The sequence below is a fragment of the Sinobaca sp. TMA16-18 genome (genome assembly GCF_059510535.1).
On the sequence record NZ_JCAKFM010000004.1, the window covers coordinates 17,162 to 31,001 of the forward strand.

General features: G+C 43.6%; 15 protein-coding genes. 5 read left to right on the top strand and 10 right to left on the bottom strand.

The genetic code is table 11. The features are described 5' to 3' along the window. Positions 1-28 precede the first annotated feature (28 nt). The 4 genes from AC5W14_RS08465 to AC5W14_RS08480 all read left to right on the top strand — a co-directional run bounded on the left by AC5W14_RS08465 (position 29) and on the right by AC5W14_RS08480 (position 3,665). The gene (locus AC5W14_RS08465) at positions 29-934 is read left to right on the top strand and encodes a TIGR01777 family oxidoreductase (protein WP_496060464.1); all 906 of its coding nucleotides are present in this window, start codon (positions 29-31) and stop codon (positions 932-934) included. Positions 935-1,305: 371 nt separating this feature from the next. Further along, on the top strand, positions 1,306-1,821 hold the full coding sequence (gene ectA / locus AC5W14_RS08470; protein ID WP_496060463.1) for a diaminobutyrate acetyltransferase: 516 nt from the start codon (positions 1,306-1,308) through the stop codon (positions 1,819-1,821). Between the two features lie 114 nt (positions 1,822-1,935). Continuing rightward, positions 1,936-3,222 carry a diaminobutyrate--2-oxoglutarate transaminase gene (ectB, locus tag AC5W14_RS08475; protein ID WP_496060462.1) on the top strand — a complete coding sequence of 429 codons (1,287 nt, stop codon included), beginning with the start codon at positions 1,936-1,938 and terminating at the stop codon, positions 3,220-3,222. A gap of 56 nt (positions 3,223-3,278) precedes the next feature. Next, positions 3,279-3,665, top strand: a complete 387-nt coding sequence (locus AC5W14_RS08480; RefSeq protein WP_496060461.1) for an ectoine synthase — start codon at positions 3,279-3,281, stop codon at positions 3,663-3,665. 65 nt (positions 3,666-3,730) lie between these two features. Here the strand turns inward: AC5W14_RS08480 and ald are convergent, their stop codons facing one another. The 6 genes from ald to AC5W14_RS08510 form a co-directional block, all read right to left on the bottom strand. Further along, complete coding sequence (ald, locus tag AC5W14_RS08485; RefSeq protein ID WP_496060460.1) at positions 3,731-4,861, bottom strand: alanine dehydrogenase; 1,131 nt, start codon at positions 4,859-4,861, stop codon at positions 3,731-3,733. Positions 4,862-4,973: 112 nt separating this feature from the next. Beyond that, the gene (locus AC5W14_RS08490) at positions 4,974-6,200 is read right to left on the bottom strand and encodes a PucR family transcriptional regulator (protein WP_496194128.1); all 1,227 of its coding nucleotides are present in this window, start codon (positions 6,198-6,200) and stop codon (positions 4,974-4,976) included. 12 nt (positions 6,201-6,212) lie between these two features. Further along, positions 6,213-6,932: a hypothetical protein gene (locus tag AC5W14_RS08495; protein ID WP_496060458.1), complete on the bottom strand. Its 720-nt coding sequence runs from the start codon at positions 6,930-6,932 to the stop codon at positions 6,213-6,215. Between the two features lie 36 nt (positions 6,933-6,968). After that, entirely contained in the window at positions 6,969-8,375 is a 1,407-nt protein-coding gene (gene rlmD / locus AC5W14_RS08500) for a 23S rRNA (uracil(1939)-C(5))-methyltransferase RlmD (protein ID WP_496060457.1), read from the bottom strand. A gap of 13 nt (positions 8,376-8,388) precedes the next feature. Then, positions 8,389-8,964 carry a DNA-3-methyladenine glycosylase family protein gene (locus AC5W14_RS08505; RefSeq protein ID WP_496194319.1) on the bottom strand — a complete coding sequence of 192 codons (576 nt, stop codon included), beginning with the start codon at positions 8,962-8,964 and terminating at the stop codon, positions 8,389-8,391. A 9-nt stretch (positions 8,965-8,973) separates the two neighbouring features. Then, positions 8,974-9,267: a hypothetical protein gene (locus AC5W14_RS08510; protein WP_496194129.1), complete on the bottom strand. Its 294-nt coding sequence runs from the start codon at positions 9,265-9,267 to the stop codon at positions 8,974-8,976. Between the two features lie 361 nt (positions 9,268-9,628). On the opposite strand from AC5W14_RS08510, the gene AC5W14_RS08515 reads away from it, so the two are divergent. Further along, a complete protein-coding gene (locus AC5W14_RS08515; RefSeq protein WP_496060455.1) occupies positions 9,629-11,164 on the top strand; it encodes an AbgT family transporter in 1,536 nt (511 codons plus the stop codon). A 66-nt stretch (positions 11,165-11,230) separates the two neighbouring features. Here AC5W14_RS08515 and AC5W14_RS08520 read toward each other — a convergent pair whose 3' ends face one another. From AC5W14_RS08520 to AC5W14_RS08535, 4 genes are read right to left on the bottom strand one after another with little or no spacing between them, the layout of a single operon-like run. Continuing rightward, complete coding sequence (locus AC5W14_RS08520) at positions 11,231-11,830, bottom strand: histidine phosphatase family protein (RefSeq protein WP_496060454.1); 600 nt, start codon at positions 11,828-11,830, stop codon at positions 11,231-11,233. A 2-nt stretch (positions 11,831-11,832) separates the two neighbouring features. Beyond that, positions 11,833-12,030, bottom strand: a complete 198-nt coding sequence (locus tag AC5W14_RS08525; RefSeq protein ID WP_496060453.1) for an SE1561 family protein — start codon at positions 12,028-12,030, stop codon at positions 11,833-11,835. A gap of 25 nt (positions 12,031-12,055) precedes the next feature. After that, a complete protein-coding gene (locus tag AC5W14_RS08530; protein WP_496060452.1) occupies positions 12,056-13,420 on the bottom strand; it encodes an MATE family efflux transporter in 1,365 nt (454 codons plus the stop codon). Positions 13,421-13,452: 32 nt separating this feature from the next. Next, positions 13,453-13,833, bottom strand: coding sequence for an OsmC family protein (locus tag AC5W14_RS08535; RefSeq protein WP_496194130.1), 381 nt, complete (start codon positions 13,831-13,833; stop codon positions 13,453-13,455). Between the last annotated feature and the right edge of the window lie 7 nt (positions 13,834-13,840).

Sequence of the window (13,840 nt, forward strand, 5' to 3'; positions counted from 1 at the left end):
ATAAATGATGAAGAAATGAGGGTTCCACATGAATATTGCAATAAGCGGCGGAACCGGATTAATCGGATCGGCATTGACCGGTTATCTTACTGCCCAGGGACACCATGTATATATCTTAACAAGAAATACAGAAAACAAACAAAATAAAGAACGTATTACGTTTGTAGAATGGCTTGGTTCTTCCAGTACGCCGGAAAAAGAGCTTCCCGGGCTCGATGCCATCATTAATCTGGCCGGCGCCTCCATTCAAAAGCGCTGGACCGATGACCACAAAAAGGCTATCCTTCAAAGCAGGCTTTCCGCCACACAGGAAATAGAGCGCATAATCGGTGCTTTATCTTCCAAGCCTGAAGTTCTCATAAACGCTTCTGCTGTAGGATACTACGGCATATCCGAGGAAACTGTATTTACAGAATCCAGCAAGCCGGCCGAACGGAATTTCCTGCAGGAAGTTACCGAACAGTGGGAAGAAAAGGCACGCACGGTTGAAAAACACGGTGTACGTCTCGTCCTCGCCCGCTTTGGTCTTATTCTCGACGGTGAAGAAGGAGCACTTCCAATGATGATGCTTCCTTATAAACTATTTACAGGCGGTCCGATTGGAAATGGCCGGCAGTGGTATTCGTGGGTACACCTGCGGGATGTTGTGGAAATGATTGAATTTGCTCTTGAAACAAAAAAAGTAACAGGGCCTATGAATGTGACCGCTCCGGAGCCTTTGCGCATGGATGAATTCGGCCGGACTCTCGGCGCCGTTATGGGAAGACCGCACTGGCTTCCGGTGCCGGGCATCGCTCTTCAAAAAGCGCTTGGTGAAATGAGCGTCCTGATTGTCAACGGACAGAAAGCTCTGCCGGAAAAAGCCATGGAGGCCGGATATACCTTTTCCTACTCTAAATTAGAACCTGCACTTAAGGATCTCTTAAATAAATAAGATGAAAAGCTTCTCTATTAAGAGAGGCTTTTTTTGTCCATTTCTTCATAATACTCTTGTAATGCATACTATACTGAAGGAATCTATAAGCGCAGCCCACTCTATACTCTTCTATCCCTCATAAGCAGGATTAATACCGTTTAATCGCAGCCATTGCCGTTTGATCTTTCCCGGAAACATCCGTATGATAAAATTATACTAATAGAAACGGTAAATATCGCATTGTGGCTTGGCCCCGCCAAGTCATATTTTGTGAGATTTCCTGCTGAAAACCTCTAAAAATGGCACAAAAACACGAGGTTTACGTTTGAAATAATCAAGGTATAGGAATATAAGGCAACTACTAACTTTAAATAAGGGTGGTATACGAAATGGAAGCTAAAATGACGGAGTCGGCTAATGTGATTGATTCATTAACTTTTGATAAACCAATGGTCGAAGATGGAGCGGACATGTGGGAATTAGTTAAAAACTCTACACTTGATCTAAACTCTTCTTATAAATATATTATGATGTGCGAATTTTTCGCCGAGACCTGCGTGGTCGCAAAAGAAAATGATGAATTAGTTGGGTTTGTAACAGCTTTTATCCCGCCTGAAAAGCAGGATACGGTATTTGTATGGCAGGTTGGCGTGGATCCTTCCCAAAGAGGAAAAGGCCTCGCTGTTAAACTTCTTGATGCGGTGCTTGACAGAGAAGCATGTAAAGACGTTAAATACATGGAAGCTACAGTCACTCCTTCCAACGAAGCTTCAAAAGGGTTATTTAAAAAAGTTGCAAGAACACATGAAACAAAATATGAAGTCTTTGAAACGTTCGCTGAAGATCTATTTCCGGACGATGAACATGAAGCAGAGCTTACATTTAAAGTAGGACCGCTTAAATAACAGTTTTTCCCTTCTGCCATTTCTAAAATGGAGAAGGTAACATATATTGAGGTTTCAGAATAATAAGTTAATACTAATCTGAACGATACCCTTTAAGGAGGAGTAATAAAAAGCATGAATACAAATGACTTGAGTACTTTTAATAATTACGAATCTGAAGTAAGAAGCTATGTTAGAGGATTTCCTACTGTTTTTCACAAAGCAAAGGGCTATAAGCTCTGGGATATGGACGGTAAAGAGTATGTAGACTTCTTTTCCGGCGCAGGGGCTTTGAACTATGGCCATAATGATGAAAAAATGAAACAGAAAGTGCTTGAATATATTCAGGAAGACGGCGTGATTCATTCACTTGATATGGCTTCAAAAGCAAAAGCTGAATTTCTTGAAGCCTTTCACGACATCATCCTTAAACCACGCAGCCTGGATTATAAAATAATGTTCCCCGGGCCAACTGGAACCAATACAGTGGAAGCTGCTTTAAAGCTTGCACGCAAAGTTACCGGCAGAACCAACGTAGTCAGCTTTACTAATGGATTTCACGGTATGACTATTGGTGCCCTTTCTGTAACTGGAAATGCATTTAAGCGTAAAGGTGCCGGAATTCCGTTGAACCATACGGTATCTATGCCTTATGACAAGTACCTCGGTGCAAACGATCTTGGTCTTGAATACTTTGAGCGTTTCCTCGAAGACAGCGGAAGTGGTTTGGATAAGCCGGCTGCAGTCATTCTGGAAACAGTCCAGGGTGAAGGCGGACTTAATGCTGCACGCATGGAGTGGCTAAAAGAAGTAGACCGTATTTGCAAGACGCATGATATCCTTCTTATTATTGACGATGTACAGGCAGGAGTTGGCAGAACCGGTACGTTCTTCAGCTTTGAACCGGCAGGCATTACCCCGGACATTATCTGCCTTTCTAAATCCATTGGAGGGAACGGCTCTCCACTTGCCCTTACTCTTATTAAGCCGGAATATGATAAGTTTGCTCCAGGCGAGCACAACGGAACATTCCGTGGAAATAACCTGGCATTTGTAGCAGCAACTCAGTCTTTCCAGTATTGGAAAGACGACGCCCTTGAAAAAAATGTCCAGACAAAAGCTGAACGTATTCACGCGTTTCTTGAAAAAATGATAGGTGAATATCCTGAGCTGAAAGGTTCTCATAGAGGACGCGGCTTCATGCAGGGCGTTTTCTGCGATGTAGAAGGCATTGCTGATAAAATTACCGATAAGTGCTTTGAGTACGGCCTGATTATGGAAACAGCCGGGCCGAATGACGAAGTGTTTAAACTCTTCCCGCCTATCACTATTGACGATGAAGGGCTTGAAAGAGGATTGAAACTGCTTGAGCAGTCAATTAAAGATACAGTATCCTCAGATAAAGATGCTGTTACTTCTTAATTCTTTACGTGTTAATAAAGTAATAAATAATACCAACATTAATGGAGGCACTAAATATGAAAGTAGTAAAATTAGAAGACGTACTTGGAACAGATCAAGAAGTAGATGACGGCAACTGGGTCAGCCGCAGACTTATTTTTAAAAATGACAACATGGGCTACTCTATTAACGATACTATTATTCGTGCCGGCACCGAAACACACATCTGGTACCAGAATCATCTTGAATCAGTATACTGCATCGAAGGCGAAGGTGAAGTAGAAACAATCGCTGACGGCAAGGTCCACCCTATTACAGCCGATACATTGTATGTACTTGATAAAAATGATGAACACCTGCTCCGTGCATCATCAGACATGAGAATGGTATGCGTCTTTAATCCGCCGCTTACCGGACGTGAAGTACACGATGAGAACGGTGTGTACCCTGTAGACAACAGCTAATACTAATAACAAAAAGAGACTTCCTTTGCGGGAAGTCTCTTTTTGTTTATATTTTTTTTGCTGTTTTATGAATGGGTTTGAAGGTTTAATGCTTCATAAGGGTCCGCATAGGTATAGCCGAGGTCTTTTGCCACCGCTTCATACGTCACAAAGCCGTTGGCTGTATTGACGCCTTTTTTCAATGCATCATTTTCTTTAACCGCCTGTGCGATACCTTTGGATGCAATTTGAAGCGCGTATGGCATGGTCACGTTTGTAAGAGCCTGGGTGGATGTTCTTGGTACGGCTCCCGGCATGTTGGCTACAGCGTAATGTACTACCCCGTGCTTAATATACGTTGGATCGTCATGGGTCGTGATTTTATCGGCTGTTTCAATAATACCGCCCTGATCAACTGCCACGTCAACAACCACAGACCCTTCACTCATCGATTGGATCATCGCTTCTGTTACCAGCTTGGGTGCTTTTGCACCGGGAATAAGCACTGCTCCAATAACCAGGTCGGAGCTTTTAACAGCTTCCATAATGTTCAACGGATTGGACATTAACGTCTGAATGTCTCTGCCATACAAGTCATCAATTTCGCGGAGCCTTACCGGACTCAAATCGATAATTGTAACGTCCGCGCCGAGCCCGACCGCAACTCTTGCAGCATTCAACCCAACAATTCCTCCGCCTATCACGGTCACTTTCGCCCGGTGCACGCCCGGAACGCCGGAAAGAAGAATTCCTTTTCCGCCTTTTGTTTTTTCTAGAAACTGTGCTCCGATTTGAGTAGCCATTCTCCCCGCTACTTCACTCATCGGTGTTAGAAGCGGAAGCGTATGATTGATTTCGACCGTCTCATAGGCTACTGCTGTCACTTCATGTTTTACAAGCGCTTCTGCAAGCTCAGGTTCTGCGGCAAGATGAAGATACGTGAACAGGAGCAGACCTTTTCGAAAATACTGGTATTCCTCCTGAAGTGGTTCTTTTACTTTCATCACCATGTCTGCCTGGTTCCATGTATCTGCTGCAGAACGCACGATTTCCGCTCCCGCTTCCTGGTAATCGCTGTCTGTGAATCCACTGCCTTCTCCTGCTGTTGTTTCGATTAAGACGCTGTGGCCGCTTTTTATCAGGCTCATAACTCCGGCTGGGGTAATCGCCACTCTGTTTTCATTATTTTTGATTTCTTTAGGTACACTGATAATCATAAAAGGACCCCCCTAAGATATATTTTGTACATCTAGTATATCTATCAATTCATGAAAAATCTTCGTGTACAGTTGAAAAGAAAAAGCCGCTCGTTTGTGAAAAAACACAAACTCAGCTGCTTATGTACTCCCGCAATGTAAATTCCATCAATAAAGAGAGTTGTTCATGAGGTTTTTTTGTATTCATGCCCGTAATTTCTTCGATTCGCTTGATGCGGTAGGCCATTGTATTAGCATGAATATGCATAAATTCTGCAGCTTTATTTACGCTGCAGGACTGCAGAAAAATGTAGAGGGTATTTAAAAGGTCTGTATTATTTTTAGTATCATACACGACCAGTTTGTTGATTACCGGATGAGACCGGCCCTGGTCTGCTGCATGTTCTTCCACTGCTGCTTCCAGGTATTTTAAATAGCCCAGCTGTTCAAACGTATACAAATTCTGCTCTGTCCAGGAAAGACGCCGCTGCATTCTAATAACGACCTGGGCCTCTTCGTAACTCTTTTTTATTTGAGTCAATGATACCTCACGGCCGCTTCCTATAAATTGACGGGCAGTAAAGCGGTCTTTAAGCAGCTGCAAAAGTTCATCCATAAAGTACTGTTCTGTATTTAAGAAAGAATCAGCAGCAGGTTCAATCAGCAGAATAACCTGGTCATTCGTTCGGGTCTGCAGCCACAGCTTCACTTTCTGAGAGCCGCGGACTAAATACATAACTGACCGAAACATAATGTCATCGATAGCGTCTTCTGATTCCAGCACCACGATCAATGGACGGGCCGGAGCTTTACCATACCAGCGTTCGAATTGTTTTGTAATAGACGGCGCATCTTTAATATCTTCTGTTAACAGCCTCCAGAAAAACTCTTCCCTGCTTTTCTCCTGCTGCTTGTTCTGCATATGCCGCTGCTGCAGTTCATTCGCAGCTTTCTCCGCAGCCATTTTAAGCAGTCTTTCCTGTACCGGTGAAAAGGCATTATTGCCTTCGATAACCCAGATATAGCCCATGATTTCCTGTTTCCGCCTGATCGCTATAGCCATTCTATTTCCAAGACCAATATCTTGTATACTTGAAATGACGACCGGATCCTGTTCTTTATGAAGCGAAGGAATAACACCGTCTTTCCAGAGCTTGTTTATAACGTTTTCCGGCACACGCCTGCTCATAATAGTAGAGACCCTTGCTTCATCTGAATAATCACTGTGCGTGCTGTAGGCTAAAAGCCGGTGCCCCGCATCTTCAATCGTTACAGGGCCGCCCAGGAGTGTACTGATATAATCGGCAAACTCTTCAAGCGACTGGAACTTTTTTTGAAATAAGGAAGCGTGGTCTTCCATCCTCTGCCTCCTTTATGTCTGGATTGGATGAAAGTGAGAACCGCAGAGCTGGTATATTTCATCTTCTTTATGCTTATCATAGCTGATGAGAATCGCTGATGAAGGCCCGCAGGATACATATAAATTAACGGTGGAAAACGGAATGTCTTCCGGGACTGTCCCTTCTCTTTCAATGAGCCTCTGCCAATCGTAAGCTATCCCCTTCGATCCTCCTGGCACGACGTCCCATACGTGGTCGTTTTCAACGAGTACTTTAAACATGTGAAGAGGAACCATATGATCGCTCAGTTCTATGACATCGTCTCCTGAGAGCGGCTCTCCAATAACAGCAAAACCGAGGTTCTCAATGGACGGCCTTTCACGCCCCGCCATGCGGCTGTTGCCTTCCCCTATTACTGTAATACCCAGAGAAGACTCCTGCAGTTCTATATTGGACTCTGTGCTCCCCGTCAAAACAATATCCGGGTAGCCAAGCGCTGTAGATGTTTTTGTTATTTCTTTTTCGATTGTCTTCCAGGTATCTTCATAACACCCGTTCGCTATCGTAACGGCAAAAGGAGAGCCTCCCCCGCTCAACATTTCCATAAAAACCACTCTTGTTGTCATGGAAGCTAGCAGGTCATAGGAGCATTTAACTTTGTCGCCTTCTTTTTCCCCAATTCCGGCGGCAAAGTCTGAACTGATTGCTATCTTTTGGCCTGCCGGGGTATCTGCATATTGAAAATTTCTCATGATAAGCCCTCCTTGTATATCTCTATTATACTCTTTCTATTGTTCTTTTGAAGAGGAATAAAATGTGGTTACTGCTTCTACCTGTGCCGTTTGTGGAAACATATCCACAGGCTGGACTTCTCCTATAGAGAAACCTTTTTTTAGAAGAGTTTCGGCATCTTTTGCCAACGTAGACGGATTACAGGAAATATAGACAAGCTTTTTAGGCTTTATTTGAATAATCGTTTCCAAAAAAACAGCATCACAGCCTGTACGCGGAGGATCTACGAAGACAACATCCGGCTGCCAGCCTTCCTGCTGCCATTGAGGAAGGAGCTTTTCCGCTGCTCCCTGATAGTATTTAAAATGACTGTATCCGTATGCGTCTGCATTTTTAGAAGCATTGTTAATACTTGCCTGTTCAATGTCCATTCCACGGCCCTCTTTTGCTTGATCTGCCATCCATATTCCGATGGTTCCGCTGCCGCAGTAAGCATCTACAATCCGTTCTGTCCCCGTCAGTCCGGCTGCCTTTTTTGCTTCGTTGTAGAGAACGACCGTTTGTTCCGGATTAAGCTGAAAGAAAGCCTGGGGGGAGAGGGAATAGGAATAGCTTTCCAGCGTTTCCGTAATCGTTTTTTCTCCCCAGAGATGTTCTGTTTTCTGACCGAATACAGTAGATGCCCGGGAAGGCTGGACGTTTAGAAAGACAGACACTACTTCAGGTATCTCCTCTCTCAAGCGGGCAATGACTTTCTTCTTGCTCGGCAGGTCATCGCTTGAGGAAATAAAAGTAAGCTGGGCTGTGTTTTCCGCGGTAGAAATCCGGACTGCTATCGTGCGCAGCCCGTTTTTCTTTCGTTTGGCGTCATAAATAGGCAGATCAAGCTCTTTAATGATCGCGGCTGTTTTTTGATTAATCATTTCTACAAGCGGATGTTCCACCATACACCCCGGACCGGTTAGATCGACGAGGCGGTGACTGTCCAATGAATAAAGACCGGCCGCTGTTCTGCCTTCTCTTTTTTGAAGCTGCCATTGGCTTTTGTTTCTATACTGCCATGGGTGTTTCATTCCCTTAACTTCCTTAACCGTAACCTTATATTTTCCGGCGTAGCGCTCAAACGCCTGAGCGACTATATCCTGTTTGTTTTTCAGCTGTCCTTTATAGGAAATATGCTGAATCTGGCAGCCGCCGCATTTATCGTAAACCGGACACGGCGGGGAGACCCGTTCCGGCGATGCTTTTCTGATTGTTTTTATGACGGCTTCAGTATAATTCGACTTTACGAGGCTTATCGCTGCAACAATTTCCTCCCCTGGGAGTGCACCGGCAACGAAAACCGCTTTTCGTTTAAAAAAGCCGATCCCTTCTCCATTTATGCCTAATTTTTTAATAGTCAACGGAATTTCATCATGTTGTTTCAAAAGTACTTCTTTGGACGTCCGCTCATTTTGTTTCATTCTTCTCACTCCATTAAGACACTGATTCGGTGCTCAGCCATAAATATAAAGCAGCATAGCTTTCGTAAGGAGCCCATTTCAATGCTCGTTTTCTGATCTCTTCTTCTGAAGGCTTACTATCCAGTTCCAACAGCTTCTTTAATCCATTTTGTATTCCAATGTCTTTGGCAGGCATTAAATCCAGCCTTCCCAGTCCGAATAACAGAAAACATTCTGCGGTCCAGGGACCAATCCCGCGGACTGCTGTCAACTTTTTTATAACATCCTTGGACGCTTCTGTTTCCATCCGCTCCAGGGATAAGGATCCTTCTGCAATCTGCCTGGAAGTATCAATCACATATTCCGCTTTGCGTCTGCTGAACTGCAGGTCCATCAGCTCGGCGGTGGAAAGCTCTGCTGTCTTTTCAGGAGACGGATAAAACCATGCCCCTCCCAGTGTTTCTCCGTAGCGCTCTACAAATCTTGTGGACAACGTATAGGCAAAGGCCATATTCAGCTGCTGATGAATAATTGTTTTTATCAGGCATCCATAAAGCTCCGGTTCTCTTACTAATGGAACCCCTTTATACGTCTGAAATAAGGGAGCGATTTCTGTATCTTAAAAATGCAGTGAAATATTTTCTAATTCCGCATCGAGCGCAAAGGCACTATATACAGCATTCACGGCACGATCTTTCTCTTTACATGTGCCTCTGATCGTTATCCGGTTTTCTTTATTCATTGTTTTAAAAGAAATATCGAGCACTTCTTTGCTGCCCTGCTCTTTATAAGGAAACAGTATTCGATTGTTATACAGATCAACAGAATGAACAGGATCAGCTCCTACTCTCTGCAGCATTCGTTTGTAATTATATACAGGTTCAATTGCTGTCTCATATACCCATCTGCTCATTGCCATTCCTCCAACAATCCATTGTCCTATATTATAACATTTATCCTGCTTTATTAAGGCTTTGAAACCATGCTTGTGTTATATAATATCTTTAATACTTTATATCAATAAAATAATTTGATAATTCTGTTTTATTAGACTTCTTGTTTTATTTTAAAATATAACGCTTACTATACTGATAACAGTAGATCTTATTTTGTACGTTTATTTCCTATGGAAGAAAATCAGTCATAATTATTATGAATAAATGTTTCAATTATAATAAATTGCCGCTATAATGTACGTTGTGTGTTACTAAACATGCACAAATTCTGAATATTTCTATATATTCAACAACTACTTATTTAGGGGGATATTACATATGGCAGATCTTGCTAAGAAACGCGGCATGCTCCAGCGTTTCCTGGATATTGTTGAAAAATCAGGAAACAGGCTTCCGCATCCAATTACTCTGTTTGCAATCCTGGCAGTGATTGTTATCTTTCTTTCGGCCATTCTTTCTGCAACTGGTATTTCTGTAGAAGATCCAGCAGCACCGGGAGAAATGATCACGATTACGAGTCTGTTGTCCAGCTCGGGAATTGTCTATTTATTTGAAAGCATGGTCGACAATTTCATAAACTTTGCTCCTTTGGGTGTAGTACTTGCTACCATGATTGGTATCGGTATTGCTGAGCGTACTGGATTAATCAGTGTTCTGCTCCGCTCATTTGTTTTCTCTGTTCCAACAAGACTGCTCACTGCAGCGTTGGTATTCGCCGGTATCATGTCGAGTGTCGCATCGGACGCCGGTTATGTCGTGCTTCCGCCGCTTGGAGCGATGCTGTTTGCAGCTTTAGGACGTCATCCATTGGCCGGTCTCGCTGCAGCATTTGCCGGTGTGTCCGCAGGTTTCAGTGCCAACCTGCTTCTCTCCGCCACCGACCCGATGCTTGGAGAGTTAACTATGCAGGCAGCAGCAACCATTGACCCTGCGTATGCAGATACGATGAACAACGCCATGAACTATTATTTCATTATCGTTTCTACTTTTTTCCTCACAATTGTTGGTACAATTGTTAGTGAAAAAATTGTGGAACCCCGCCTTGGTGAGTATAAAGGAGACTACCGTGAAACGATCGGCAGGGCAACTTCTGAAGAGAAAAAGGGCATGCTGTGGGCCGGCATTTCATTTATCGTCACCGCTGCTCTACTCGCTTTTCTGGTTGTACCGCAGAACTCGCCGCTTCACGGGGAGCCTGGAAACTTTGTCGCAACTTCACCATTTATGAGCTCTCTTGTTGTAGCTATTTTAATTTTGTTCTTTATTCCCGGAGTGGTTTACGGGATTGTCACGAAAACGATTCGTAACGATAAAGACGTAGCCAACCAGCTTTCTGATACGATGGCTTCCATGGGAATGTTTATCGTTCTTGCCTTTACCGCCGGACAGTTTGTGGCCTACTTTAATGAAACCAACATGGGATTAGTATTAAGCGTGTATGGCGCAGAGTTTCTGCAGACCATTAACCTGCAGGGTATACCACTTCTCCTCGTATTTATATTGATTACCGGTTTTATCAACTTATTTATCGGTAGTGCCTCAGCTAAATGGGCCATTATGGCGCCTGTATTTGTCCCAATTATGATGCAGCTGGGCTATTCTCCTGAACTTACGCAGATGGCCTACCGTGTTGCTGATTCATCAACAAACATTATTACTCCGCTTATGACATATTTTGCGATTATAATCGCTTTTGCCCAGAAGTATGATAAGAAAATGGGAATCGGTTCGCTTATATCCGTTATGCTTCCGTACTCCCTTGTTTTCTTGCTCACCTGGTCCGTCCTTCTCATTGTCTGGATGCTGCTCGGCCTGGACTTAGGACCCGGCTCGCCGATCAATTATGATGGATAACTTCTTTATTTATACACGCAGTACGATTAAAAGAGCAGCCCGGTTCTACCGCGGCTGCTCTTTTTTCTATAGTAAATGAGGACGGTTATTTAAATAGTCGACATGCAGCGCATTATCGGTGCGCACAATTTTTGTAATGCCGGTATTGTCCATACGAAACGGCCGTTCCACCCGGTGCCACTCTTCTCCAAGAATAAGATACATAAGGAAAATTGTAAGAAATCCACCATGGGAAACGATAGCTGCCTTATTAAAATCGGCTGCCAGAAGCATGGTTTTAAGATCTTTACATCTTTTTGTAATATCTTCTACCGTTTCTGCTCCATCAAGGCCACTGCAAAGCAGATCTTTTTCTTTCACCTCAGGAAATTCTTCGTAAATTTTTTCTCTCGTTTTGCCTTCCATCGGTCCCAGATTTATTTCCCTGAACAGCTCTTTTGTCTGTACCGGGAGATCCTGCTCTGCCCCGATTGCTTTTGCTGTTTCATGTGCCCTCACTAAATCACTGCTGAATAGTACATCCAGCGCATGGCGGCCGGCCCAGAAGTCTCCGAGCTTTGCTGCCTGGCTTTTGCCTTTATCCGTCAGGTCGAAATTCATACAGCCCTGCAGTGTTTTTGATCGATTTCCTTCCGATTCCCCGTGACGGACGAGATACACTTCCATGTCTATTCCTCCTGCTCTTTCCAGTCCGGTTTAAACTGCTGAATTTTGACCATAATATTATCAAGCATTTGTTCAAGGCGCTCCAGGTCTTCTATACCTGCCTCATCTGAGGGCATCCCTGTAATCATCTGCTGCATTAATCCAAATCGATTTTGTAAATAATTGAGATGCTGTTCTTTCGTGTGGATAGGGGTACTCATGTTTAACTTGTTCCTTTCTGCTTTATCATTTAGCGGGAGCTTCTTTTTCTTCTTTAAAAATATCAATTTTGTTCCATTTTCCATATTTGTAGTAGGCGGCAGCAAACACGCTGCTTATTAAAAAGCTTAGTCCAATTCCAATTCCAATGCCAATTTCCCCGTACCATTCCGAGAAAATCCAGGCCAGCGGGAAGCGGAGCAGCCAGAACGATATAATATTAAGCACGAGCACCTGCATCACCGCACCGGACGCGCGGACGATACCATTTAATACAAAATTAATACCTAAAAATGGGTAACAAAACGCAACAATCCGTAGATACTGGGCGCCGAATTCGATCGTTCCGGGATCACTTACAAACAGTCCCATTAGAAATTCAGCTAAAATAAATACGATTGTGCTGATAACAAGAGACACAGAAAAAATAAGAATAAGTCCGCTTTTGGCGATTTCTTTTACTCTATCCCACTTTTCAGCACCGATATTCTGACCGGCGATGCTCGTAATAGCGGACCCAAGCGTAAGAGATGGGAGCATAATCACACTGTCGAGCCGCTGGGCTGCGCCGAACCCGGAAACGGCTGTTTCCCCGAACGAGGTAACTACCGTCATTACGGCAAGAACACCACCGGAGATGGCTACCATAGAAAAGCCGGAAGGCAGCCCTATTTTAATAATACGCCTGCATTCTTCCATCGCAGGAATATACGGAATGGAAAAAGGAACTCCTTTTTTTACGATAGAATAAATAATTCCGAATAAAAATGCGATTCCCTGGGAAATAACAGTCGCATAGGCAGCACCGCTGATTCCAAGGTCCAATACATGAATAAATAAAGGATCAAGAACGATGTTCAATGCTACAGCCAGCATAATAAAGCGTAGAGGCGTTTTGCTGTCCCCTACAGACCGAAGCACAGTGCCGATGAAATTATATCCAAACAAAAACAAAATACCAATAAAGTTAATTCGCAGATACGTAGAAGCCATCGGCATAATCGATTCCGGCGTTCCCATGAGCTGCAAAATATATGGGGACATAAAAAAGCCAACTACTCCAAGCCCTACAGCTAATATGCCCAGCACCGTTACAAATGCGTTCAGCGAGCGCTTTAATCCTTCATTGTCGCCTGCTCCTATCCGCTGCGATAAAATAGTCAGCGTCGCGCTGTTAATTCCTATAATAAAAGATAGAATAGTAAAAATGACAGTGCTTGAGAGCGTAACCGCCCCGAGAGCCTGTGCTCCAAGAAGGTTACCCACCCAGAGGCTGTCTACAATCTGATAAGAACTCTGCAGCACATTGCCCAAAAAAATAGGCCAGGAAAAGAGAATCATCTTCCTCATAATGCTGCCTTCTGTAAAATCCATGCGGGTGCTTGCTGCCATTTGTTTCTCCTCTTTTTGCTCTCGAGCCTATTTTATTTCCATTCGTACGTTTCTTCTACTTGTATGCTGTCTTTAACAGATTGCACCATGGAGCAGTATTTTCTCGTTAATTCCATGTTTTTCTGCATTTTTTTATCGTTTTTATGAACAGAGTCTACAATAAAATGAATGGATACTTTCGTTATTTCATCTGCTTCTGTACCACTTCGTTCCACGTTAGTCCGGATCGCTATATCCTGCACATCCATGCGCTGTTTTTGCATTATTTTTTTCAGTACGCCGCCGCTGCACACAGCTAAAGATGCGGTCATCAGCTGATAAGGACGGAATCCGTATTCTTCATCACTCGAAATATGAAGCGTTCCATAATTTGTTTCAGTCGTAAATCCATGTTCAGTCATTGAAAAATCCATCTGCACG